This window comes from Streptomyces abyssomicinicus, from assembly GCF_008974245.1.
In the GTDB taxonomy this organism is placed as follows: Bacteria; Actinomycetota; Actinomycetes; order Streptomycetales; family Streptomycetaceae; genus Streptomyces; species Streptomyces abyssomicinicus.
Genome location: NZ_BBZI01000007.1, coordinates 736932 through 760893, shown reverse-complemented (window position 1 = coordinate 760893; position 23962 = coordinate 736932). Strand labels below are relative to the sequence as shown.

The following is a 23962-nucleotide window of genomic DNA, read 5'->3' as shown; positions in this document are numbered from 1 at the left end:
CCGGCGCCCGCTCAACCCTTCCTCACCGAATCTCCCCTCCATCGGGTGACGGCTGTGACCCGGCGGCCGCTGCGGCCACCTGACCGACCTTCGGCGTGTCGTGCGAGGATGGAACGTCGACCGGCCCGGCACCGGAACGGAAAACTCCTGGTCACAGCACCGGTTCGGCGCGGTCCGGGGACGCGGGGCGCGGAGCGACCGCGGCGGGACGGGCACGACGGCGAGACGGCGATATGGCGATACGGCGATACGGCGATACGGCGAGACAGGGACGAGGGGCAGAGGTGGCTGAGCGGCAGAACCTCCTCGCGGAGCAACGGCGGGCACTGATCCTGGACGAGGTCCGCCGCCGCGGCGGCGTCCGGGTGAACGAGCTGACCCAGCGGCTCGGCGTGTCGGACATGACGGTGCGCCGTGACCTGGACGCGCTGGCGCGCCTGGGGGCACTGGCGAAGGTGCACGGCGGTGCGGTGCCGGTCGACGGCGCGGAGCCCACCGGGCACGAGCCCCGTTTCGAGGAGAAGACCGGCCGCGAACCGGCCGCCAAGGAGGAGATCGCCCGCGCGGCGGCGTCCTTGGTCACGCGGGGTTCGGCTGTGGCGCTCTCCGGGGGCACCACCACCTACGCGCTGGCCCAGTTGCTGGGCGGGGTCCCGGACCTGACGGTGGTCACCAACTCGGTGCGGGTGGCCGACGTGCTGCACACCGCGCGCCGCTCCCCCGACGGGACGGAGACGGGCGGGCCGACGGTGGTCCTCACCGGCGGGGTGCGCACCCCCTCCGACTCGCTGGTCGGCCCGGTCGCCGACCGGGCGATAGCGGCGCTCCACTTCGACCTGCTGTTCCTGGGCGTGCACGGCATCTCGGTGGAGGCGGGGCTCTCCACCCCGAACCTGGCGGAGGCGGAGACCAACCGGCGGCTGGTGGCCTCCGCCCGGCGTGTCGTGGTGGTCGCCGACCACACCAAGTGGGGGACGGTGGGGCTGAGTTCGTTCGCCTCGCTGTCCGAGGTGGACGTCCTGGTGACCGACGCGGGGCTGCCCGCCGTCACCCGGGCCGAACTCTCCGAGCTGCCGCTGCGGCTGCTGGTGGCCGGGGAGGACGAGGAACTGCCGGAGACGTCCGCCGAGGCGTTCCCGCCCCGCGCGGGCTGACCGCGCCACGGGGACCGCACGGTCCCGGCGCGGCGCCGCCGGGACCGGCCCGGCGCGGCGCAGGGCGGCGCCACCCGGCCGGACGCCGAGCGGGACGGGCGCGACGGCACGACACGGCGCGGGCGGGCGCGGTCCGGTCAGTCCGGCCAGGCGCCGCCGGCCAGTACCCGCTCCAGGACCTCCGTGTACGGACCGATCTCCAGCCCCTGACCGGCGAGCCAGGCGTCCGAGTAGTACTTGTCGAGGTAGCGGTCGCCCGGGTCGCACAGCAGGGTCACCACGCTGCCCGACCGCCCGGCGGCCACCATCTCGGCGACGATCTTGAGGGAGCTCCACAGCCCCGTGCCCGTGGAGCCGCCCGCCTTGCGGCCCATGACCCGCTCCAGGGTGCGCACCGCCGCGACGCTCGCCGCGTCCGGCACCTTCATCATCCGGTCCACCGCGCCGGGCAGGAAGCTGGGCTCCATCCGGGGCCGTCCGATGCCTTCGATCCGGGAGCCGCCCTCGCAGACCGGATCGGGCTCGCCGGTGGTCCAGCCGTCGAAGAAGACGGAGTTCTCCGGGTCGGCGACGCAGATCCGGGTGTCGAACTGCATGTAGTGGACGTAGCGCGCCAGGGTCGCCGAGGTGCCTCCGGTGCCGGCGGTCGCGACGATCCACGCGGGCACCGGGAAGCGCTCCATCCGCAGCTGACGGAAGATCGACTCGGCGATGTTGTTGTTGCCGCGCCAGTCCGTGGCCCGCTCGGCGTAGGTGAACTGGTCCATGTAGTGGCCGCCGGTCTCCCCCGCCAGGCGCGCGGCCTCCTCGTACATCCGGCGCGGGTCGTCCACGAAGTGGCAGCGGCCGCCGTGGAACTCGATGAGCCGGCACTTCTCGGCGCTGGTGGTACGCGGCATCACCGCGATGAACGGGATGCCGATGAGTTTGGCGAAGTAGGCCTCCGAGACGGCCGTGGAGCCGCTGGACGCCTCGATCACCGGGCGGTCCGGCCGGATCCAGCCGTTGCAGAGTCCGTAGAGGAAGAGCGAGCGGGCCAGGCGGTGCTTGAGGCTGCCGGTGGGGTGGGTCGACTCGTCCTTGAGGTACAGGTCGATGTTCCAGTGCTCGGGCAGCGGGAAGCGCAGCAGGTGGGTGTCGGCGGACCGGTTGGCGTCGGCCTGGACCCGGCGGACCGCCTCCTTGAGCCAGGCGCGGTAGGTCACGTCGCTGCGGTCGACGTCCGGCGTGGCGTCGGCGCCGGGCGGGGGAAGGGGGCTGGGCATGACAGGCTCCTCGGACGGCCCGGAAGAACCGGGAGCCCCGATCATAGACACCTTCCACACGCTTCCCACCTGCATAAACGCATCTTTGGGGACCTCAAGCGGGGCCTTGGGAGCGCGCCGGGGACAGGGGGCGCACAACGGCCGGTCCGTCCGGGCCGACGTGCCGCGCGCGCCTCGGCCCGGACCTCCGGAGGCCCTGGTGTCCGGCCGCACATCCGGGCAGACTACTCGTACGTGGCGCAACGGGGGCGCAGCGGACAAGGCGAAGGGTGGGGCGTCAGCATGGCGGAGCCGGATTTCACCGCCACGGAGGAGTTCCTGGCGGCCGGGCCCGGGGACCGGGAACAGCCCGGCGGCCAGGACGAGTTCAGCGCGACGGGCGTGCGCATCGAGCGGGGCCTCAGGTCGCTGACCAGGGCCGGCCAGGTGCGGGTGCGGGGCGGACTGGTGGAGCTGCTCAACAGCGGCGGGCGGGTCATCGCCGCCGCGCCCGCGAAGAAGGTCCGCGTCCTGCGGACGCGGTTCCGGCGGGCCGACCGTGTCCTGGTGCAGCTGGGGGGAGTGCGCTATGTCCTGACGCTCCGTGACGAGGACGCCGAGTCCGGCGCGTCCGCGCACGACGGGCGTGGACCGGACGGCGCGGAGTCGCCGGCGGTGCGCCTCGCCCGGACGGTGCGCCTGGCGGCGCGGCCACGCTGAAGGAACCCGGTCGTCCGCGTCCGGACCCGCCCTCCGGACGCCGCCGGTTGCCGCGAGTTGCGGCGGTGCGGGCGCTGGGTCACGCTGTTCTCACGTCACTCTGGGTTTACCGGCGACTACGCAGACAGCCGGTCGTCGCCATCTTCCGGACCTCTACGTCGGGGAGTTGCAGCCGTGATCAGTCACCCGAGCAGGCACTGCGCGGTGGAGCTCCAGGCCCTGCCGTCGCGGATCGGACAGGTCCGCAGAATCGTCTCGGCGCAATTGCGCTACTGGCATCTGGACTCCCTCACCGAGCGGGCCTCGCTCGGTGTCACCGAACTGCTGACCAACGTCCACCGGCACGTCCGGCCGGACAAGACCTGCACCGTGCGGCTCGAGCTGCTGCTCGACCGGCTCACCGTGTCGGTGCACGACCACGATCCCCGGCTCCCGGTGCTGGGGGACGCCGATGCCCTCGCCGACTCGCTCGCCACCTGCGGCCGCGGCCTGGCGATGATCGCCGCGCTCAGCGAGAGCTGGGGGGCGCGTCCGGACGGCGACTCCGGCAAGGTCGTCTGGTTCACCCTTCCCGCGGCCGAGGACGCCCCGCGGGCGCCGGCTCCGGGGCCGGCCCTGGCCGGCGTCCACCCTCCTGATCCGGCGCCCGGTCCGGCTGCGGCACCGGAGTTCGCGCCTGCCGCGACGCCGGAGCCGGAACCCGCCCTGGTCGAGGCCGTCGTCGCGGCCTCCCCCGCTCCCGCCCGGTCGGCCGTTCCCGGCTGACCGGGCGGTGACCCTTGAGGCGGGCGACGCGGGCGACCGCGCCGCCCGCCTCCGGCCTGCGCCGACGCGGGGCGTCTGTGACAGCCGTGACAGCCGTGACAGGACCGGCACGGTTTCACAGCTGTGTCCACGTTGTGTACCCGGCAGCTCCGCGCACCCGGCCTGCCCCTACAGTTCCCCGTGTCCCGCCCCGGTCGTCCCCCGCGGCGGCAGCTGATACGACGAAGGAACGGGGAACATGAACAAGCGCCTCTCCACGGAGTCTCCGGCGTCCGGCGGCCGCCTCCGGACGCCCTCCCGCCGCGCCCTGCTGCGCCTCGCCGGGGCGGGTCTCGGGCTGGCCGCTCTCACCGGCGCCGCCGGCTGCCGCGCCGAGGACGAGGACCCCTCCTCGGGGACCGGCACCGGGGGCGGCGGGAAGGGCGACGCCAAGGGCGGTGGCGAGGGCGGGGGCAAGGGCGGCGCGCCGAAGCCCCTGTGGCAGACGGACACCACCGCGCAGGCCATGGGCGTCGTCCACGCCCTCGTGGTGGCGGACGGCGTGGTGATAGCCACCGGCGACCCGCTCAAGGGCTTCGACGCGGCCACCGGCAAGGAGCTGTGGTCCCGGGAGGAGCTGACCGTGCCGGGCGCGCAGATGCTCATGGGCGGCGGCACGCTCTACCTGGCCAGCGGCCAGTACGACGGCGACGTGGTCGGCATCGATCCGGCCACCGGCGAGGAGACCTGGCGCAGCAGGCTCGGCGGCGCGTACGGAGACCCCCGGGTGATCGCCGTGGACGACACCCAGGTCTACGTGATCGCCGAGGAGGTGGAGAACGGTGAGCTGACCGACCGGAACGTGATCGCGGCGATCGACACCGCCTCGGGACGGGCGGTGTGGAAGGAGCGGCGTGACGCCGGCACGGAGGAGCACGGCATCATCGCGGCCGCGCGGGGGCGGCACCTGGTCTACACGGACTACCGGAAGAACCTGACGGTGCGGGACACCTCCACCGGGCAGCAGGTGTGGACGCGGAAGATCAGCGAGTTCAACTACCAGCGGTTCGCCGTGGAGGGGGATCTGGTGATCCTCGCGGACGACGGGAAGCTGCTGGCGGTCGACCTCGCCACCGGGAAGGACCGGTGGTCGCTGACGGCCGAGGAGTTCACGAAGTTCGTCGGCCCCACCGTGCTGGACGGCGTCCTGTACGTCTCGGACACCAACCGCAAACTCTTCGCCCTCGACCCGCGGACCGGCGACGTCGCCTGGGAGAACACCGGCCTGTCCGAGCGGGAGGCCACCAGCCCGTGGCACTTCGCGCTGGCGGGCGACGTCCTGTACGCGGCCACGGAGTTGAACGACCGGGGCGGCGTCTACGCGCTCGACGTGGCGACCGGCGACTACCTCTGGACGTACAACGACGGCTCCGGCGAGCTCGACGAGTGGTTCGTCACCACCACCGAGGCCGGCGTCTTCTGCCTGCACGGCAAGCGTCTGACGGCCCTCCCGGTCTGACACCGGCCCCGCATCAGCCCTCGAGCACCGCCAGGGGGTCGTCGAACACCGGCTGCCAGGCCAGTTCCGCGGCCCCCACCAGGCTGTTGAAGGGCAGTGTGCACCCCTGGAGCGGGACGGCGGCGCTCTGCCCCCACAGGCTGCGCCGGGCCACCACCGAGTGCAGCCGCCCGGGATCGGCCTCCAGCAACGCCCGGTGCAGTCCCCCGAGGATGATCCGGTCCGGGTTCAGGATGTTGACCAGGCCGGCCAGGCCCAGGCCCAGCCGGTCGATCAGCGCGTGCACGGCCGCCCGCACCGCACGGTCGTGGGCGTAGCCGTCCCGGATCAGTTCCTCGGCCTGCCGCAGCAGGGACCCCTCGGGGCCCGGTTCACGGCCGAGCACGGCGAGGAACGCCAGGGGGTCGGTCTCGACGTCGAGACAGCCGCGGCTGCCGCAGTGGCAGGGGCGCCCGTCGGAGTCGACGGTGAGGTGTCCGACCTCCAGGGCCAGTCCCGAACTCCCGGTGTGCAGGCGGCCGTCCAGCACCAGGGCGCCGCCGACGCCCTGGTGGCCGGTGGCGACGCACAGGAGGTGGTCGGCGCCGCGCCCGGCGGCGTGCCGGTGCTCGGCGAGCGCCGTGAGGTTCATGTCGTTGCCGACGAACACGGGCACCTCGATACCGGCGGCACGCAGGCACGCGACGAAGACGTCCCGTACGGGGGCTCCGGCCGGCCAGGCGAGCAGCAGCGGGTTGAGCGCCACTCCGTCCGGCTCGGTCACCGCGAACGGCACCGCGAGCCCGGCCCCCACGCACCGCAGGCCGGTCTCCCTCAGCAGCCGGGCACCCGCGCCCACGGCCACGCCGAGGAGCTGGGCGGGGTCCTCCTCCACCTTCAGCGCGCTGTGCGCGGTGGCGACGATCCGGCCGCCGAGTCCGACCAGGGCGGTACGGTAGCCGTCTACGTGCACCTGGGCCGCGAGGACGACCGGGCCCCGTTCGGCGACCATCAGCCGGTGCGACGGACGGCCCTGCGATCCCGCGGGGGCGACCGGATGCGCGTCGACCTCGATCAGTCCGAGCGCCTCCAGCTCGGCGGCGACCGCGCCCGCCGTGGCCCGCGTCACGCCCAGCTCCGAGGTCAGCACGGCGCGGGTGGGTGCCCGGCCGGTGTGGACGAGCTGCAGTGCCGGGCCGAGCGCGCCGCGTCCGCGGTCCAGCCGGGCCCGGGTCGTGCCCTCCCCCTCCGGTCGGGGGTCAGCGTTGCCGTTCATGCCGAAGAGTCTTTCATGATCCCCCGGCCGGGGACGGGCGGACGGTCTCCTGCGGCGGCTCGGCTAGCCTGGGAGCACGATGAACGACCGCTTCACCACTCCCTGGGCCGAACTCGCCCTCTCCCGCTTCCCCCGGGATCCGCGCGACCGGCTGCGGGCCTGGGACGCCGCCGACGACTACCTGCTGCGCCATCTGGCGGCCGCCGGGCCGCCGTCGTCGGGCGCCGTGGTGGTCGTCGGCGACCGCTGGGGCGCGCTGACCACGGCACTGGCCGCACGGGCCGCCGGTGCGGGTTCGGGGGCGGGTGCCGGTTCGGGTGCCGGTTCGGGTTCGGGGGCGGGTGCCGGTTCGGGTTCGGGTGCCGCGGCGGGGACCGTCACCCAGATCACCGAGTCGTTCCTGACCCGGGAGGCCACCCGGGCCAACCTGGCCGCCAACGGCCTGGCCGAGGACGCGGTCACGCTGCTGACCACCCGTGACGCGCCGCCGGAGCGGATCGACGTCCTGCTGGTCCGGGTCCCCAAGAGCCTGGCGCTGCTGGAGGACCAGCTGCACCGGCTGGCCCCGGCCCTGCACGAGGACAGCGTGGTCGTCGGCACCGGCATGGTGAAGGAGATCCACACCTCGACGCTCGCCCTGTTCGAGCGGGTCGTGGGCCCGACCCGGACCTCGCTGGCGGAGCGGAAGGCACGGCTGGTGTTCGTCACGCCCGGCGGGCCGGCGGCGGAGCGCGGCGCCAACCCGTGGCCGCTGCGGTACGAGCTGCCCGGGGACGCGGCGCTGGTGGCGGGCCGCCCGGTGGTCAACCACGCCGGGGTGTTCTGCGCCGACCGCCTCGACATCGGCACCCGCTTCTTCCTCCAGCACCTGCCAGCCGGCCCGGGCCTCGGCCGGGTGGTGGATCTCGGCTGCGGCAACGGCGTGGTCGGTGCGGCTGTGGCGCTGGCCGACCCGGACGCCGAGGTGCTGTTCACCGACGAGTCCTACCAGGCGGTCGCCTCCGCCGAGGAGACCTGCCGGGCCAACGGGCTGGGCGCGAAGGCGGAGTTCAGGGTGGGCGACGGCCTGGACCGCGTCCCGTCGGACAGCGTCGACCTGGTACTCAGCAACCCTCCGTTCCACTCCCACCAAGCGACCACCGACGCGATCGCCCGGCGGATGTTCCGGGGCGCGAAGCGGGTGCTGCGGCCCGGTGGCGAGTTGTGGATCGTGGGCAACCGGCACCTCGGCTACCACGTGTCGCTGCGACGGGTCTTCGGCAACGCCGAACTGGTCGCCTCCGACCCGAAGTTCGTGGTCCTCCGGGCGGTCCGGCGGGGCTGACGTCTCAGCCGGTGGCGGCCGCGGCGGGCGCCGTCCCGGGTTCCGGCCCGTCGCCGCCGTCGCCGTCGCCGTCGCCGTCGCCGTCGCCGTCGCCCAGGATCACTTCGAGGTAGCGCACCACCGTGTCCGCCACGGCCTCCCTCGCGGGGCCCAGGTAGCGGCGCGGGTCGACCTGCTCGGGGTGCCGGGCCAGGTGGGCGCGTACGGCGCCGGTCAGGGCCACGTTGAGGGCGGTGCCCACGTTGACCTTGCCGATGCCCCCGGTGACCGCCGCGGCCAGCTCCGCGTCGGGGACCCCGGAGGAGCCGTGCAGCACCAGCGGGACGTCGACCGCCTCGGCAAGCCGGGTCAGCAGGGCGTGGTCAAGGGTGGCGGTGCGCGTGGTCATGGCGTGGACGCTGCCGATCGCCACCGCCAGGGCGTCCACCCCGCACCCGGTGACGAACGCGCGGGCCTCGTCGGGGTCGGTGCGGGCCCCGGGCGCGTGGGCGTCCAGTGCGGGCGTGCCCTCCTTCCCGCCGACCTGGCCCAGCTCCGCCTCGATCCACAGCCCTTGGCCGTGTGCCCAGCGCGCCGCCTCGCGGGTGGCGGCGAGGTTCTCGGCGTGGGGCAGCCGGGAGGCGTCGTACATCACCGAGCCGAAGCCGGCGTCCGCCGCCTGCCGCAGCAGGTCGTCGCGGGTGACGTGGTCCAGGTGCAGGCCCACCGGCACGGCCGCCCCCTCGGCCGCCGCGGCGGCGGCCCGGGCGAGCGGCAGCAGCCGTCCGCCGTGGAACGCCACGGTGTTCTCGCTGACCTGCACGATCACCGGCGCCGCGGCCCGTTCGGCCCCCTCGATCACCGCCTCGACGTGTTCCAGGGTGATGACGTTGAAGGCGGCGACGGCCCGGCGGGCGGCGGCAGCCGCCCTGACCAGGTCGCCGGAGGGCACGAGGGGCACGGCTCTCCTTCCGTTCGGTACGACGGTGCGGCGGCCGGTCGGCGGCGGAGCGTCCGCTGGTCGGCGGCGGGGCGGTGCGCCGAGCGGTGGGGCGGTCAGGCGGTGTCGGCGAGGATCACCGAGCGGGTGAGGTGCCGGGGGCTGTCCGGGTCGAGGCCGCGCCCGGCGGCGACCGCCACGGCGAGGCGCTGGGCGCGGACCAGTTCGGCGAGCGGGTCCAGGCCGCCGTCCACCCAGAGCGCACCGGTGGCGCGCACCTGCTCGGCGAGTCCGGCGGGCGCCTCGCCCAGCATCCAGGTGGCGGTGGACCGGGTGGAGACGCTGATCGGGCCGTGCCGGTACTCCATGGCCGGATAGGCCTCGGTCCAGGACAAGGACGCCTCCCGCATCTTCAGCGCCGCCTCGTTGGCCAGGCCGACCGTCCAGCCCCGGCCGAGGAAGGTGAACTGCCCGCAGTCCACCAGTCCTTCGGGCAGCGGTGTGCCGAGGGCGGTGCGCGCGTCGGCGACGGCGGCATCGGGGTGCAGCCCGAGGTGGGCGCGGAGCAGGGTGAGCGCGGTGGTGGCGAACCGGGTCTGCACCACCGACCGTTCGTCGGCGTACGCCAGGACCACGGTCCGGTCGGCGGCCTCCATGACGGGGGTGTCGGGGTCCGCGGTGATCGCGGTGGTGGGCACGCCGTCGGCGCGCAGCCGGGCCAGCAGGTCGAGCACCTCGGTCGTGGTGCCGGACCGGGTGAGGGCCACGACCCGGTCGTAGCGGCGCCCGTGGGGGAACTCGGAGGCGGCGAAGGCGTCGGTCTCGCCCTGGCCCGCGTGCTCCCGCAGGGCGGCGGCGGCCTGGGCCATGAACCAGGAGGTGCCGCAGCCCACGACGGCGACCCGCTCACCGGGGGCCGGCAGTGCCGCCCGGTGGTCCGGCGCCTCGTCGGCCGCCCGCTGCCAGCACTCGGGCTGGCTGTTCAACTCGTCTTCGACATGGGTCACTTGCGCTTCCCTCCGCGCGGCGGGGCACGTTCGGGTGCACCCTACAGTCGGCTCCGGCAGACTCGAAGGATGAAGATTGCCGAGCACATCGAGATCCTGCGCCGTGAGGGCGAATTGCTGGCCGGGGCAGCCGAGGAGGCCGGGCTCGGCGCGCCGGTGCCGACCTGTCCGGGGTGGCGGGTGCGCGATCTGGTGGAGCACACCGGCGCGGTGCATCGCTGGGCCGCGGCGTTCGTGGGGAGGGGGCTCACCGCGCCCCGGCAGCTCGAGGCGCCTCCCCACCTGGACGGGGCCGAGCTGCTGGCCTGGTTCACCGAGGGGCACCGGGAGTTGACCTCGACGCTGGCCTCGGCCGATCCGGAGGTGGAGTGCTGGCGCTTCCTCCCCGCCCCGTCCCCGCTGGCCTTCTGGGCGCGGCGGCAGGCGCACGAGACGGCGGTGCACCGGCTGGACGCCGAGGCCGCGCGCGGGGGCGAACCGACGGAAGTGGGTGCGGAGTTCGCCGTGGACGGGATCGACGAGCTGCTGCGCGGCTTCCACGGCCGCCGCAAGAGGTGGGTGCGCTCGCCGGAACCACGCCTGCTGCGGGTGCGCGTGACGGACGTGGTGGCGGCCGCGGACCCGCTGGACGCGTCGAAGGCGGAGGCGGAGGCAGCGGCGGAGGCGGTGTGGACGGTGCGGATATCGGAGGACCCGCCCGTGACGGTGCGGGGCGCGGGCGGAGACGGCGTCGGCGGCGCGGCGGACGCGGTGGCGGACTGCGAGCTGGCGGGACCGGCGGCACAGCTGTACGCCGCGCTATGGAACCGCTCCCCCTACCCCTCGGTCAGCGGCGACGCGGGGACGGCGGAGCTGTGGCGGGAGCAGTCGAAGGAGGTCCTCGGCTGAGCCACCGCGCCCCGGCCCCGGTGCCCGGCCGGGGCCCTCCGGGGCCGCCTCCCGCCCGGCGGGCTGCGGGCCACCCGGCGTCGGACCACCCTGGCTCGGACCACCCCGACTCGGGCCACATCGGCACCGGGGCATCAAGCGCCAGGCCCCGCAACCGAGCACCGGGCATCGAGCGCCAGACTCCAGGGCATCGGGCAATGGGCAACGGGCTTCGGGCGGAAGGCGTTCGGCCTGGCCGGCCGGGCCGACGGCGCCGCCCCGCCCGAAGCGGTGGGCGAGGCGGGCCGTCCGTCAGGGCCCGGCGGCCCCTACCCGTGGACGGCGCCGAACCGGAGCGCCGGACCATCACGGTGACCGCGGAGTGCGGGCTCCGGCCACCGGGCGGGCCGCTTCGGGCAGCGAGACCCGGGGGCGCCGGGCACGTCGGGCGCCGGTGATCCCGCGGGTGGCCGCGGGCAGGTGTCACGCCTCGGGCGTGGCGCCCGGGAAGGCGATACCGACCTCATGGGCGAGTCTGGCGACCGCGTGCCGGAAGAACGGCGCCCGGTCCTCCACCACCCGGTGGAACTGGCCGAACAGCTCGAAGCCGATCAGCCCGAACAGCTCGGACCAGGCGGCGACCAGCGCGACCACCGTCTCCGGCGGCAGGTCCGGCGCCAGGTCGGCCGTCATCCGCACGGCCTCCGGGCGCAGGCCCTCGGGCAGCGGGGTACGGGAGAGCCCGGCGGGGCCTCGGTGGGCGTCGCGGGCGACGCCGATCAGCAGCAGCCCCACCCGTGAGGCGGCGGGCACGGTGGTCTCGGGCGCCCGGTAACCGGGAACCGGCGTGCCGTAGATCAGCGCGTACTCGTGCGGGTGGGCCAGTGCCCACCCGCGCACCGCCTCACAGACCGCGACCCACCGGCCCAGCGGCGTGGCGCCGGGAGCCGCGGCGGCCTCGGCCTCGACGCCCTCCGCGGCGGCGCCGAGCGAGTCGTAGGCGTCGACGATCAGGGCGGTCAGGAGGTCGTCGCGGCTCGGGAAGTAGCGGTAGACGGCGGACGAGGCCATGCCCAGCTCCCGGGCCACCGCCCGCAGCGAGAGCTTGGCGGCGCCCTCGTCCGCGAGCCGTCGCCGGGCCTCGTCCTTGATCGCCGCGGTGATCTCCCGCCGGGCGCGGGCCCGGACTCCTTCGGTTGCGCTCATGATCCGAGTGTGGCACAGATCGAGAGCAGTGCACCCATTCAAGAGCGGCGCTCATAAACGTGAGCACCGCTCTTGCTTTCTTACACCGATAACGCGCACACTGTTCTCAAGCGAGAGCACCGCTCTCATTTCCCCGGAGGTTCACCATGCGGAACGCCCAGGAGCCGACGCCGAAGACCGGCACGACCGGCGCAACCGGCACCTACTACCTCGAGGCGGGTCCCGTCGCCGCCCGCTTCAACAAGGTCGTCGGCTGGCTGGCCCGGCACGGGCTCAGCCTGATGGGCAGTGCCGAGCTGTCGGTACGGGGCCGCAGGAGCGGCGCGCTGCAGCGGATCCCGGTCAACCCCTTCGAGCTCGGCGGCGACCAGTTCCTGGTCTCCGCCCGCGGCCACTCCCAGTGGGTCCGCAACATGCGCGCGGCGGGCGGCGGTGAACTGCGCGTCGGACGCAAGGTCCGCCACTTCACGGCCACCGAGCTGCCGGACGACCAGAAGCTCGCGGTGCTGCGCGGCTACCTGGTCAAGTGGGGGTGGGAGGTCGACAAGTACTTCCAGGGCGTCACCGCCGACTCCACCGACGCGGAGCTGACGGCGGCCGCCCCCGACCACCCGGTCTTCCGGATCACCGTCACCTCCTGAGCCCCGCGGCACCGCGCCCCGTCCGCTCCACAGCGCACAGCCGCACCACGGGCGGCAGCCCCGCGGCCCCCCGGCACCGCGGCCCCCGGCCCCCTGGCACCGCGGCTTCACAGCCCCGCGGCCCGGCGCCCGCCCCGGCCCCGGCCCTGGCCCCCCGCGCCCCCTACCGCTCCAGCGCCGTGAGCGCCCGCTGCGCGAGCGGGCGGGAGCGGACGAGCTCGGCCAGCGTGGTCGCGCCCCGGGTGATGTCGGCGAACGCCCGCCAGGCGGGCCGGAAGCCGGTGATCGCGGCGTGGAGCATCCCGGGGCGGCGCTCGAAGACGGCGAGCAGCTTCCGCCCCACGCTCATCTCCACGCCGAGACCGGCCTTGATGGCGAAGGCGTAGTTGAGCGACTCGCGCCGCACGTCCACGGCGTCGTGGGCCTCGGCGATCCGCACCGCCCACTCCCCCGCCAGCCGCCCGGAGCGCAGCGCGAAGGAGATGCCCTCGCGGGTCCACGGCTCCAGCAGGCCCGCGGCGTCCCCGCAGACCAGCACGCGGCCGCGGGAGAGCGGCGAGTCGTCGGTGCGGCACCGCGTCAGGTGGCCGGAGGAGACGGCCGGTTCGAACCCGGCCAGGCCGAGCCGGCCGATGAAGTCCTCCAGGTAGCGCTTGGTCGCCGCGCCCTCGCCGCGCGCGGAGATCACACCGACGGTCAGGGTGTCGCCCTTGGGGAACACCCATCCGTAACTGCCGGGCAGCGGCCCCCAGTCGATCAGCACACGTCCGCGCCAGTCCTCGGCGACCGTCCCGGGCACCGGGATCTCGGCCTCGAGGCCCAGGTCGACCTGGCCCATCTTGACGCCGACGTGGGCTCCTATCCGGCTGGCGCTGCCGTCCGCGCCGACCACCGAGCGGGCCAGCAGGGTCTCGCCGCCCTGGAGCACCACGGCGACGGTGCGGCGGTCGGGGACCGTGGGGCCGTGCTGCTCGACCCGGGAGACGGTGACTCCGGTGCGCACCTCCGCTCCGGCCTTCTGCGCGCTCTCCACCAGCCGCTGGTCGAACTCGGGGCGGTTGACCAGGCCGAAGAGCATCCGTCGGGAACGGCGGGTGCGGGTGAACCGGCCGTTGTGGGAGAAGGTGACCGCGTTCACCCGGTCCTGGAAGGGAACCTCGAAGCCGGGAGGCAGGGCGTCGCGGGAGGGGCCGATGATGCCGCCGCCGCAGGTCTTGTAGCGGGGCAGCTCCGCCTTCTCCAGGAGCAGCACGCGCCGTCCGGCGACCGCCGCCGCGTAGGCGGCCGCCGCTCCCGACGGGCCCGCGCCCACCACCACGACGTCCCAGACGCCTTCGCCGTCCGCCGCCCGATCGGCCAGGTACTCCGCCCCCACGGCGGGGTCACCCGCCCGTCCGGCAGGTTCCTCCGCCCGTGCGCCGTCCGCGGGCGCGCCGTCCTCGGGCGCGTCTTCCGCGGGCGCGTCTTCCGCCGTCGCGTCCTCCGCCGACCCTGTCGGGTCCGAAGTGTCGTCCCGGCCGTTCTCCGCGTGCTCCGCGTGCTCCCCGTGCTCGCCGTTCTCGTCGCTCACGATCGCCAACCGCTCCCGATCACCAGTCAAGATGTCTGCCGCACTGTCCACCGCATCCTACGGCGGCAATCGCCGCAGGTGGCTGTGGGAGTATCGACGGTGCGGAACGCGGAACCACACGCGTCCGTCCGTCCTCCGTACAGGGCCCTCGATCACGGCATCCGCCGTACCGGGGCGTGTACCGGACGCTGTACCGGACCTGCCAGGGCGGTCCCGGCCCGCATCCGTGCGGACGGCCCGCCCGAACGGTCCGGCGTAAGACCCGAGATCTACGAGGAGTCCCGCACATGTCGTCGAACCCGGTCGCCGCGACCGTCGCCTCGCTGATGCCGAGAGCGAAGGAGGAACTCGCCGAGCTGGTCGCCTTCGAGTCGGTGGCCGACTTCGAGCAGTTCCCCCGCGGCGAGAGCGAGGGCGCCGCGAACTGGGTCGCCGACGCCCTGCGCGCGGAGGGCTTCCAGGACGTCGCCCTGCTCGACACCCCGGACGGCACCCAGTCCGTCTACGGCTGCCTGCCCGGCCCCGCGGGGTCCCGGACCGTCCTGCTCTACGCCCACTACGACGTCCAGCCGCCGCTGGACGAGGCGGCGTGGATCTCCCCGCCGTTCGAGCTGACGGAGCGCGACGGCCGCTGGTACGGGCGGGGCGCGGCCGACTGCAAGGGCGGCGTCGTCATGCATCTGCTGGCGTTGCGCGCCCTCAAGGCGAACGGCGGCGTGCCGGTCACCGTCAAGGTGATCGCCGAGGGTTCCGAGGAGCAGGGCACCGGTGGCCTGGAGCGGTACGCCGAGGAGCACCCCGAGCTGCTGGCCGCCGACGCGATCGTGATCGGTGACTCGGGCAACTTCCGGGTGGGGCTGCCGACCGCCACGGCCACCCTGCGCGGGATGACGATGGTGCGGATCCAGATGGACACCCTGCAGGGCAACCTGCACTCCGGGCAGTTCGGCGGCGCCGCCCCGGACGCGCTGGCGGCGCTGATCCGCGTCCTGGACTCGCTGCGCGGCGAGGACGGCTCGACGACGGTGGACGGCCTGACCGGTGACACGGTCTGGGAGGGTCTCCAGTACGACGAGGAGCAGTTCCGTGCCGACGCGAAGGTGCTGGACGGTGTCGGGCTGACCGGTTCCGGGACGGTGGCCGACCGGATCTGGGCGCGGCCCGCGGTCACCGTGCTGGGCATCGACTGCCCGCCGGTGGTCGGCGCCACGCCGTCGGTGCAGGCGAGCGCGCGGGCGCTGGTCAGCCTGCGGGTGCCGCCGGGCGTGGACGCGTCGGAGGCCTCCGCGCTGCTCCAGGCGCACGTGGAACGCCACACCCCGTGGGGGGCGCGGGTCGTCGTCGAGCAGGTCGGTCAGGGCCAGCCGTTCAGCGCCGACACCGACAGCCCGGCCTACTCCGCGATGGCGCGGGCCATGGCGGAGGCCTACCCGGGCCAGGAGATGCAGCTCGCCGGCCAGGGCGGGTCCATCCCGCTGTGCAACACCCTCGGAACGCTGTACCCGAAGGCGGAGGTGCTGCTGATCGGTCTCAGCGAGCCCGAGGCCCAGATCCACGCGCCGAACGAGAGCGTGTCCCCCGAGGAGCTGGAGCGGCTCTCGGTCGCCGAGGCCCTCTTCCTCCAGATGTACGCGGCCGGCTGACGGAGCCTCGCCCTCACGGCGGAACAGCCCCTCGCCCCGTCCGGGCGAGGGGCTGCCACCCGCACGGAAGCACCTCACGCAGCGGCAGCGGTTCGGCGGCGGCGGACCCCGCAGCGGGCGCACCGGGCCCGCGGAGGACAGCCCATGACAGACGGCCCATGGCAGGCGGCCCACGACGGGGCGCCCCGCGCCGGACGGCCCGCCGCGACCCGGCCGCCCGCCCCCGGTCATCCCACCGGCTCGCCGGCCTCCAGGTACATCGCCGCGCCCCGTTCCCGTGCGCGCAGCGCCCAGTGGAGACGCCGGTAGCGCACCGGCGGCAGCAGTTCGGCGGCCTCCGTCTCGGTGACGAACCGCCAGCCGCGCAGCTCGGGACCGGGCAGGATCACCCGGGCGGCCGCGTCACCGCGCAGCCGTCCGCCGTCGAACAGGAACCGCAGCCCGCCGTATCCGGGAGGCCGTGGCGCCTCCCAGTCGACGACCAGCAGCCTCGGTTCCTCGGCGAGGCACAGCCCGGTCTCCTCGGCCACCTCGCGCACCCCCGCCTGCGCGGGCGCCTCCCCCCGTTCGACCACCCCGCCGGGGAACTCCCAGCCCGGCTTGTAGGTGGGGTCGACGAGCAGGAACCGGTCCTGCTCGTCGAAGAGCAGCACCCCGGAGGCCACCGTCTCGGCGCTGGGTTCGGGGGTCTGCACGATGTCGCAGACGGCTGCCTCCCCGCTGCCGACCGCCCGGGCGATCCGGGCCGCGGTCTGCTGGGGGGTGAGGGTGCCGTTGTCCACGGGATGGGCGTCGGCGGCCAGCCAGGAGCCCAGCGCGGCCAGGTACGGCTCGACGTGGTCCTGGCGCCACTGGCGCACGCGCCGCTCGGCGTCGGGCAGTGCGTCAGGCGTCTCGGCGTCCGTTATCCGCTGACGGAGAATCGTTTCCGCCGGGGTGAGCACCACATGGCGGACGGTGATCCGGCGCGCGGCGAGGCCACCGAAGATCTCGTCGCGGTACTCCTGGCGCAGCAGAGTCATGGGAACGACCAGGGTGCCGCCGAGTTCCGAGAGCATCGCGGCCGCGGTGTCCACCACCAGCCGCCGCCAGATCGGCAGGTCCTGGAAATCGTCGATCCCGGCGAGGTGCTTGGGCGGCAGCATGTAAGTGAGCGCACCGCCGACCACCTCGGGATCGAAGAGCGCGCTGTCGGGCATCAGGTCCAGCAGCTCCCTCGCGGTGCTGGACTTGCCCGCGCCGAACGCGCCGTTGATCCAGACGATCACTGTTCCCCCTCTTCTCCGGATCTTCGTCCTCTCCGGACGAATGTGACGTGCCCGCCCCATCCTGCATCGGAAACCAGCCGCAGTTGAGGGGGCAACGGGGGAGCACGGAGGGATCACGGTGGCGGCGGGCGGGCCGGGGGTCCGCACCGCCGCGCGACGCGATGCGTCAGACGGCGGGCCACAGCCCCGCGTCGGGGGCCGGCAGCGCCTCGAGGGCTTCCAGCGCCTGCAGGGTCTCCAGCCCCTCCAGGTAGGCGACCCCGTCGTGGACGGTGGTGTCGGCGGACGGCCCGAAGACCTCGTGGCGGGCGATGCTGTCGTCGCCGGTGAGCTCCTCCACCGTGCCGCGCACGTCCTCGACGGGACGTTCGGCCTCCTCCCCCTCCGCGTGGGAGGGGGAGACCGCCGCGAGGACGCACCCGGCGGCGAAGGAGGCGATGGCGAGCATGCTGCGCTTCTTCATGCCGCTACAACAGCGCGGCGGGCTCGCCGGTCACGGGACACGCCCGGCGAACGACGGCTCGGTCACAATCGGCCGCAATCGGTCGAATTCAGCCGCTCAGGGCCGGACCGGGAAGCCGGAACGACGTCGGCGCCTCCTCCGCTCATCCCTCCAGTCGTCCCAGCGCGGCCGCCGCGGCGCCGATCAGCCCGGCGTCCGAGCCGGTCAGCGCCGGCACGACCCGCAGTCCGCTGGTGAAGGACAACGTCGCGTACTCCGGGAGCGCCTCGCGCAGCGGGGCGAACAGGACGTCGCCGGACTCGGCCACTCCCCCGCCGATCACCGCGACCTCTATCTCGACCAGCGCGGCCACCGCGGCGATCGAGGCGGCCAGCGCACGTCCGGCGAGGGCGAAGGAGGCCACCGCGGCCGGGTGGCCCGCCCGGGCGGCGTCGGCCACCGCGACGGCCGACGCGTCACCGCCGGGGTCCGGACGCCAGCCGTTCTCCCATGCCCGCCGGGCTATCGCGGGCCCCCGGGCCAGCCCCTCGACGCACCCGCGCGCGCCGCAGGGGCAGAGGTCGCCGGCGAGGTCGACACTGATGTGGCCGATGTGTCCGGCGTTGCCGGTGCGACCCGGCCGGACCCGTCCGCCGAGCACCAGGCCGCCACCGACACCGGTGGACACCACCATGCACAGGGCGTCGGAGCAGCCGCGGGCGGCGCCCACCCAGTGCTCGGCGGCCGCGACCGCGGCCCCGTCGCCGATCAGCTCGACCGGCAGACCGCCGACCCGTTCGCGGACCCGCTCACGCAGCGGATAGCCGCGCCAGCCGGGGATGTTGACGGGCGAGACGGCTCCCGCCGCCCGGTCCACCGGGCCCGCGCTGCCGATGCCCACCCCCCGGACCTCCGCCCAGAGCGGCGAGGCCCGGAGCTCGTCGAGCACCGCGGCGACCGCGCCCATCACCGTCCCGCCGTCCCCCGCCGCGGGCGTGGCCCGCCGCGCGCGCACCCGGAGGCGCCCCTCACCGTCCACCAGCGCGCCCGCGATCTTGGTGCCGCCGATGTCGAGCGCGGCCACCAGGCCGGCCGGCGAGAGCGCGGTACCCGTCGACGTCATGTCCCCCCTGCTTTCCTGCCGTTTCCCTGCCTGACAACGATGTCCAGACTCTATGCTCGTCGCCGCACGCCGCGCATCCGCCCTCTCAGGACAGGACCCAGCACATCGTGACCCTGACCGAAGGCCGTCCCCCCACCTCCCGTTACGGCAGCCGTCCCACCATGAAGGACGTGGCGAGCCGTGCGGGAGTGGGTCTGAAGACGGTCTCCAGGGTGGTGAACGGGGAGCCCGGGGTCACCTCGGAGACCCGGCGGCGGGTGCAGGACGCGATCGACGCCCTGGGGTTCCGGCGCAACGACAGCGCGCGGGTGCTCCGCAAGGGCCGCACCGCCACCGTGGGGCTGATCCTCGAGGACCTGGCCGACCCGTTCTACGGCCCGCTCTCCCGTGCCGTGGAGGAGGTGGCGCGGGCGCACGACACCTTGCTGATCAACGGCTCCAGCGCCCATGACCCCTACCGTGAGCAGGAGTTGGCGCTGGCCCTGTGCGCACGCCGGGTGGACGGCCTGCTGGTGGTTCCGGCGGGCCCGGACCACCGTTACCTGGAGCCGGAGATGCACGCCGGGATCGCCACGGTGTTCGTGGACCGGCCTGCCCGGGGCATCGAGGCCGACACGGTGGTCTCCGACAACCACGGTGGGGCGCGGTCGGGGGTGGCGCACCTGATCGCCCACGGGCACCGCCGGATCGGCTACATCGGGGACCTCCCGCGGATCCACACCGCCGCGGAGCGGCTGCGCGGCTACCGCACGGCGATGGAGGAGGCCGGCCTGCCGGTGCGGCCCGACTGGGTGTCGCTCGGGAGCACGGCACCGGAGCGGGTGCGGCGGGCGGCCGAGGAGATGCTGAGCGGGCCCGCTCCGGTGACGGCCCTGCTGACCGGGAACAACCGGGTGACGGTGACGGTGGTCCGGGTCCTCGCCGAACGGGATCCGCACCGCCCGGTGGCGCTGGTGGGCTTCGACGACTTCGAACTGGCCGACCTGCTGCGGCCCGCGGTCACCGTGGTGGCGCAGGACGCGGCGGGGCTCGGCCGGGTGGCGGCGCGGCGGCTGTTCGACCGGCTGGGCCAGGCGGGCCTGCCCCCTTCGCTGGTGGAGCTGCCCACACGTCTCATGGTGCGGGGATCCGGGGAACTGCCGCCGGCCGACTGAGCCGCGCCGGTCAGCGGGCCGCCCCCGGCCGGGCGTACTCCTCGAGCCTCCGGCGGGTCAGCCCGGTCCGTTGCGTCACCTCGGCCGGGTCGAAGGCTCCGCAGTCGAGGCCCCGGAGCAGGAAGGCGGCCAGCGCGCGGGCGGTGGCGGGCTCGTCGAGCACGTCCCCGGCGGTGCGGGCGGCATAGCGGGCGAGGCGGTCCGCTGCGCGGTCGAACCCTTCGAGGTGGAAGGCGAAGACGGCGGCGTAGCGGGTGGGCAGATGGCCGGGGTGCATGTCCCACCCCTGGTGGTAGGCGCGGGCCAGGGCCCGGCGGGTGAGCCGGTGGTGCAGCCGCCACGCCTCGTGCACCTGCGCCGTGCCGCCCACCGGGAGCACGTTGGTGGAGCCGTCGCTGACCCGGACCCCCGTGCCGGCCGCGGCCACCTGCATCACCGCCTTGGCGTGGTCGGCGGCCGGATGGTCGCTCGCCTGGTGGGCGGCGGAGACTCCGAGGGCGGCGCTGTAGTCGAAGGTTCCGTAGTGCAGGCCCGTGGCACGGCCCTCGGCCGCGTGGATCATCCGGGCCACGGTGGCGGTGCCGTCCGCGGCGACGATCGCCTGGCTGGTCTCCACCTGGATCTCGAAGCCGAGCCGTCCGGGCTCCAGGCCGAGCGCCTTCTCGCACTCCTCCAGGAGACGGACCATGGCGGTCACCTGGTCGGCGGAGGTCACCTTGGGCAGGGTGAGCAGCAGGCCGCCGGGAAGCGGGCCGTGCTCGAGCAGCGTGGTGAGGAAGATGTCCAGGGTGCGCACGCCCCGGCGGCGGACGGGGGCCTCCAGGCACTGCATCCGGATGCCGGCGTACGGCGGCGCACAGCCGTTTCCCAGGGCCTCGGCTAGCCGGTGTGCGGCGCGTGCGGCATGCGCGTCCTCCTCCGCGTCGGCGCGCGGTCCGTAGCCGTCCTCGAAGTCGATCCGCAGGTCCTCGACGGGTTCGCGTTCCAGCTTGGCGCGGACGCGGGTGTACACCGGCTCGGCGAGGTCCTCGGGCAGGCCGAGCACGGCGGCGAAGGCGGCGGCGTCGGGGGCGTGCCGGTCGAGTGCGGCGAGGGCGCGGTCGCCCCAGTCCCGGGGGGTTCCCGCGGTGAACTCGTCGGCCGGCACGTACACGGTGTGGACGGGCTGACGGGTGCCCGGGTCTCCGGGGTAACGGCGGACCAGGTCGGCGTCGGCGGTGGCGAGCAGCGCGTCCAGCCGGTCGTGGACCGCGCCGGGCAGGGATGTCGGCACGGCCTTGCTCATGCGGGGCGCCCCTTTCGGCACGTCAACAGATTGTTGAACTGCGCGGGAGGTTACGGGTGCGTCCGCGGGCGGGTCAACAGCGTCCGGCCGGCGGCGTCCGGCCGCACACGCCGAGGGGCCCGCGGCCGGTGAACCGGCCGCGGGCCCCTCGGGCGCCGTGCGGTGATCAGGCCTTGCGGGCCTTGATCTCCTCGGTGAGCTGCGGGACGACCTGGAAGAGGTCGCCGACGACGCCGTAGTCGGCGAGCTCGAAGATCGGGGCCTCGGCGTCCTTGTTGACGGCCACGATGGTCTTCGAGGTCTGCATGCCGGCGCGGTGCTGGATGGCGCCGGAGATGCCGTTGGCGATGTACAGCTGCGGGGAGACCGACTTGCCGGTCTGGCCGACCTGGTTGGTGTGCGGGTACCAGCCGGCGTCGACGGCGGCACGGGACGCGCCCACCGCGGCGCCGAGCTCGTCGGCGAGCGCCTCGATGATGCCGAAGTTCTCGGCGCCGTTCACACCGCGGCCGCCGGAGACCACGATGGCGGCCTCGGTCAGCTCGGGGCGGCCGGTCGACTGACGCGGCGTACGGGAGACGACCTTGGTGCCGGTGGCCAGGGCGGAGAAGGTCACCGAAAGCTCCTCGACCGCACCGGCGGCCGGGGCGGCCTCGACCGGGGCCGAGTTGGGCTTCACGGTGATGACCGGCGTGCCCTTGGCGACCACGGACCTGGTGGTGAAGGAAGCGGCGAACACCGACTGGGTCGCGACCGGACCGTCGGCACCGGCCTCGACGTCGACGGCGTCGGTGATGATGCCGGAATCGATGCGCAGCGCCAGGCGGGCCGCGATCTCCTTGGCGTCGGCGGAGGTCGGCAGCAGCACGGCGGCCGGGGACACCTGCTGGTAGGCGGCCTGGAGGGCGTCGACCTTCGGGACGACCAGGTAGTCGGCGAGCTCGGCGGCCTCGTTGGTGAGGACCTTCACCGCGCCGTGCTCGGCGAGCGTGGCGGCGGTGGCCGCGGCACCGGCGCCCAGGGCGACGGCGACCGGCTCGCCGATGCGGCGGGCCAGCGTCAGGACCTCGAGGGTGGGCTTGCGGACGGCGCCGTCGACGTGGTCGACGTAGACGAGAACTTCAGCCATGGGAATGCTCTCCTGCGGATTTGCGAAGTCTGAGGGGCGGTCAGCTGGGGCGGATCAGATGAACTTCTGGCCCGCGAGGAAGGCGGCGAGCTGCTTGCCGCCCTCGCCCTCGTCCTTGACGATCGTGCCGGCGGTGCGGGCCGGACGCGCGTCGGCGGACTCGACCTTGGTGTACGCGCCCTCCAGGCCGACCTCCTCGGCCTCGATGTCGAGGTCGGACAGGTCCCAGGACTCGACCGGCTTCTTCTTCGCGGCCATGATGCCCTTGAAGGACGGGTAGCGCGCCTCGCCCGACTGGTCGGTCACGGAGACGACGGCCGGGAGGGAGGCCTCGAGCTGCTCGGAGGCGGCGTCGCCGTCGCGGCGGCCGGTGACCTTGCCGTCCTCGACCGCGATCTCGGAGAGCAGGGTGACCTGCGGGACGCCCAGGCGCTCGGCGACCAGCGCGGGCACGATGCCCATGGTGCCGTCGGTGGAGGCCATGCCGGAGATGACCACGTCGTAGCCGGCCTTCTCGATCGCCTTGGCGAGCACCAGGGAGGTACCGATGGCGTCGGTGCCGTGCAGGTCGTCGTCCTCGACGTGGACGGCCTTGTCCGCGCCCATGGACAGCGCCTTGCGCAGCGCGTCCTTGGCGTCCTCGGGGCCGACCGTGAGCACGGTGACCTCGGCGTCGTCGGCGTTCTCGGCGATCTGCAGCGCCTGCTCGACGGCGTACTCGTCCAGCTCCGACAGCAGACCGTCGACATCGTCGCGGTCGACGGTCAGGTCGTCTGCGAAGTGCCGGTCGCCGGTGGCGTCAGGCACGTACTTCACGGTGACAACGATCCTCAAGCTCACGCCGGCTCTCCTACTGCATCGTCATGTCGGGCTGCTTCCTGTCAGGCAGCATATGCGCCCGAAGCCGCCACTTCCGTCCGGGGAGTGTCCGCTCCCCGACGAATAAATTACTCACCAGTAGTACACCCGGTCACACCCGGCTAAGCAAGCGCTTTGCAGTGTGACCTTAGTAACCCTACGTAACGACCGGTATGTCAGTCCCGCAGCCCGCCGTACCGGCCCTGGTGGTAGAGGAGCGGCCGTCCCGGGCCGGCCGGATCGCCGCCCGCCACCTCGGCCACGACGATCCGGTGGTCCCCGGCCGGGACGCGCGCCACCGGGCGGCAGACCAGCCAGGCGACCACGTCGTCCAGCAGCGGGACACCGCCGGGTCCCTCGCGCCACGCGGTGGGCGGGGCGAACCGGTCGGCCCCGCTGCGGGCGAAGGTGGCGGCCAGTTCCGTCTGGTGCTCGCCGAGTATGTGGACGCCGACGTACTCCGCCCGGGCGACGGCCGGCCAGCAGGAGGAACGTTCGCTGATGCCGAACGAGACCAGGGCGGGGTCCGCGGAGACCGAGGTGAGCGAGGTGGCGGTGAATCCGTAGGCCTCGCCCCGGTGACCGGCCGTGATCACGGCCACGCCGGCGGCGTGGCGCCGGAAGACGGAACGCAGCAGGTCCGAGTGGACGACGGCGTCGGCACCCGTGGCGGAAGCACCGGGTCCGGCAGGCGCGTCGGGTCCGAAGGGCGCGTCGGGCCGGGCCGGCCCGTCGGGTCCGGTGACCGCGGGCGCGTCGGATCGGGTCGCCGGCGGCGCCTGCGCCGCCCCGCCCGCACCGGCCCCGGTACCGGAACCCGTGCCGGCCGCCGTGGAACCGACCGTCGTGGAACCGGCCGCCGTGGAACCGGCCGTCGTGGAACCGGCCGT

22 protein-coding genes are annotated in these 23962 nt (G+C 74.4%); 9 read left to right on the top strand and 13 right to left on the bottom strand.

The genetic code is table 11. The annotated features are described in order from the left end of the window. Positions 1-284: 284 nt before the first annotated feature. On the top strand, positions 285-1154 hold the full coding sequence (locus tag GBN72_RS16625; protein ID WP_151772562.1) for a DeoR/GlpR family DNA-binding transcription regulator: 870 nt from the start codon (positions 285-287) through the stop codon (positions 1152-1154). Positions 1155-1291: 137 nt separating this feature from the next. Here the strand turns inward: GBN72_RS16625 and cds1 are convergent, their stop codons facing one another. After that, complete coding sequence (gene cds1, locus GBN72_RS16620; RefSeq protein WP_151772561.1) at positions 1292-2419, bottom strand: L-cysteine desulfhydrase Cds1; 1128 nt, start codon at positions 2417-2419, stop codon at positions 1292-1294. Between the two features lie 282 nt (positions 2420-2701). Between cds1 and GBN72_RS16615 the strand changes: the two genes are divergently transcribed. The 3 genes from GBN72_RS16615 to GBN72_RS16605 all read left to right on the top strand — a co-directional run bounded on the left by GBN72_RS16615 (position 2702) and on the right by GBN72_RS16605 (position 5381). Next, positions 2702-3118, top strand: a complete 417-nt coding sequence (locus GBN72_RS16615) for a hypothetical protein (protein WP_151772560.1) — start codon at positions 2702-2704, stop codon at positions 3116-3118. Positions 3119-3292: 174 nt separating this feature from the next. Beyond that, entirely contained in the window at positions 3293-3883 is a 591-nt protein-coding gene (locus GBN72_RS16610) for an ATP-binding protein (RefSeq protein ID WP_246212546.1), read from the top strand. A 238-nt stretch (positions 3884-4121) separates the two neighbouring features. After that, the gene (locus tag GBN72_RS16605) at positions 4122-5381 is read left to right on the top strand and encodes an outer membrane protein assembly factor BamB family protein (RefSeq protein ID WP_151772559.1); all 1260 of its coding nucleotides are present in this window, start codon (positions 4122-4124) and stop codon (positions 5379-5381) included. A 13-nt stretch (positions 5382-5394) separates the two neighbouring features. On the opposite strand, the gene GBN72_RS16600 is transcribed toward GBN72_RS16605, so the two are convergent. After that, positions 5395-6636 (bottom strand): ROK family protein, encoded by a 1242-nt coding sequence (locus tag GBN72_RS16600; protein ID WP_151772558.1) that lies wholly within the window; start codon positions 6634-6636, stop codon positions 5395-5397. Between the two features lie 79 nt (positions 6637-6715). Here GBN72_RS16600 and GBN72_RS16595 point away from each other — a divergent pair, with 79 nt between their 5' ends. Next, complete coding sequence (locus tag GBN72_RS16595) at positions 6716-7960, top strand: methyltransferase (protein WP_151772557.1); 1245 nt, start codon at positions 6716-6718, stop codon at positions 7958-7960. Between the two features lie 4 nt (positions 7961-7964). Here GBN72_RS16595 and GBN72_RS16590 read toward each other — a convergent pair whose 3' ends face one another. Together GBN72_RS16590 and GBN72_RS16585 are read right to left on the bottom strand one after the other, a co-directional pair. Then, positions 7965-8900: a class II fructose-bisphosphate aldolase gene (locus tag GBN72_RS16590; RefSeq protein ID WP_151772556.1), complete on the bottom strand. Its 936-nt coding sequence runs from the start codon at positions 8898-8900 to the stop codon at positions 7965-7967. Positions 8901-8995: 95 nt separating this feature from the next. Next, the gene (locus tag GBN72_RS16585) at positions 8996-9886 is read right to left on the bottom strand and encodes an SIS domain-containing protein (RefSeq protein WP_151772555.1); all 891 of its coding nucleotides are present in this window, start codon (positions 9884-9886) and stop codon (positions 8996-8998) included. A gap of 69 nt (positions 9887-9955) precedes the next feature. Here GBN72_RS16585 and GBN72_RS16580 point away from each other — a divergent pair, with 69 nt between their 5' ends. Next, the gene (locus tag GBN72_RS16580; protein ID WP_151772554.1) at positions 9956-10774 is read left to right on the top strand and encodes a maleylpyruvate isomerase family mycothiol-dependent enzyme; all 819 of its coding nucleotides are present in this window, start codon (positions 9956-9958) and stop codon (positions 10772-10774) included. A 462-nt stretch (positions 10775-11236) separates the two neighbouring features. On the opposite strand, the gene GBN72_RS16575 is transcribed toward GBN72_RS16580, so the two are convergent. Continuing rightward, a complete protein-coding gene (locus GBN72_RS16575) occupies positions 11237-11959 on the bottom strand; it encodes a TetR/AcrR family transcriptional regulator (protein WP_151772553.1) in 723 nt (240 codons plus the stop codon). Between the two features lie 146 nt (positions 11960-12105). On the opposite strand from GBN72_RS16575, the gene GBN72_RS16570 reads away from it, so the two are divergent. Continuing rightward, entirely contained in the window at positions 12106-12600 is a 495-nt protein-coding gene (locus GBN72_RS16570) for a nitroreductase family deazaflavin-dependent oxidoreductase (RefSeq protein ID WP_151772552.1), read from the top strand. Positions 12601-12763: 163 nt separating this feature from the next. Here the strand turns inward: GBN72_RS16570 and GBN72_RS16565 are convergent, their stop codons facing one another. Then, positions 12764-13975 (bottom strand): geranylgeranyl reductase family protein, encoded by a 1212-nt coding sequence (locus GBN72_RS16565; protein WP_369695888.1) that lies wholly within the window; start codon positions 13973-13975, stop codon positions 12764-12766. Between the two features lie 482 nt (positions 13976-14457). Between GBN72_RS16565 and GBN72_RS16560 the strand changes: the two genes are divergently transcribed. Further along, on the top strand, positions 14458-15813 hold the full coding sequence (locus GBN72_RS16560; protein WP_151772551.1) for a dipeptidase: 1356 nt from the start codon (positions 14458-14460) through the stop codon (positions 15811-15813). A 227-nt stretch (positions 15814-16040) separates the two neighbouring features. On the opposite strand, the gene GBN72_RS16555 is transcribed toward GBN72_RS16560, so the two are convergent. The 3 genes from GBN72_RS16555 to GBN72_RS16545 all read right to left on the bottom strand — a co-directional run bounded on the left by GBN72_RS16555 (position 16041) and on the right by GBN72_RS16545 (position 18646). Next, complete coding sequence (locus GBN72_RS16555; RefSeq protein ID WP_281371828.1) at positions 16041-17081, bottom strand: NUDIX hydrolase; 1041 nt, start codon at positions 17079-17081, stop codon at positions 16041-16043. A 166-nt stretch (positions 17082-17247) separates the two neighbouring features. After that, the gene (locus GBN72_RS16550; protein WP_151772549.1) at positions 17248-17544 is read right to left on the bottom strand and encodes a hypothetical protein; all 297 of its coding nucleotides are present in this window, start codon (positions 17542-17544) and stop codon (positions 17248-17250) included. A gap of 142 nt (positions 17545-17686) precedes the next feature. Further along, a complete protein-coding gene (locus GBN72_RS16545; RefSeq protein WP_151772548.1) occupies positions 17687-18646 on the bottom strand; it encodes an ROK family protein in 960 nt (319 codons plus the stop codon). A 161-nt stretch (positions 18647-18807) separates the two neighbouring features. Between GBN72_RS16545 and GBN72_RS16540 the strand changes: the two genes are divergently transcribed. After that, entirely contained in the window at positions 18808-19800 is a 993-nt protein-coding gene (locus GBN72_RS16540) for a LacI family DNA-binding transcriptional regulator (RefSeq protein ID WP_151772688.1), read from the top strand. Positions 19801-19810: 10 nt separating this feature from the next. Here the strand turns inward: GBN72_RS16540 and GBN72_RS16535 are convergent, their stop codons facing one another. From GBN72_RS16535 to GBN72_RS35340, 4 genes are all read right to left on the bottom strand, one after another. Continuing rightward, positions 19811-21085, bottom strand: coding sequence for a DUF6986 family protein (locus GBN72_RS16535; protein WP_151772547.1), 1275 nt, complete (start codon positions 21083-21085; stop codon positions 19811-19813). Between the two features lie 166 nt (positions 21086-21251). Continuing rightward, positions 21252-22214 carry an electron transfer flavoprotein subunit alpha/FixB family protein gene (locus GBN72_RS16530; RefSeq protein WP_151772546.1) on the bottom strand — a complete coding sequence of 321 codons (963 nt, stop codon included), beginning with the start codon at positions 22212-22214 and terminating at the stop codon, positions 21252-21254. Positions 22215-22268: 54 nt separating this feature from the next. After that, positions 22269-23054 (bottom strand): electron transfer flavoprotein subunit beta/FixA family protein, encoded by a 786-nt coding sequence (locus tag GBN72_RS16525; protein ID WP_151772545.1) that lies wholly within the window; start codon positions 23052-23054, stop codon positions 22269-22271. A gap of 194 nt (positions 23055-23248) precedes the next feature. Further along, a complete protein-coding gene (locus GBN72_RS35340) occupies positions 23249-23710 on the bottom strand; it encodes a flavin reductase family protein (protein ID WP_176604107.1) in 462 nt (153 codons plus the stop codon). Between the last annotated feature and the right edge of the window lie 252 nt (positions 23711-23962).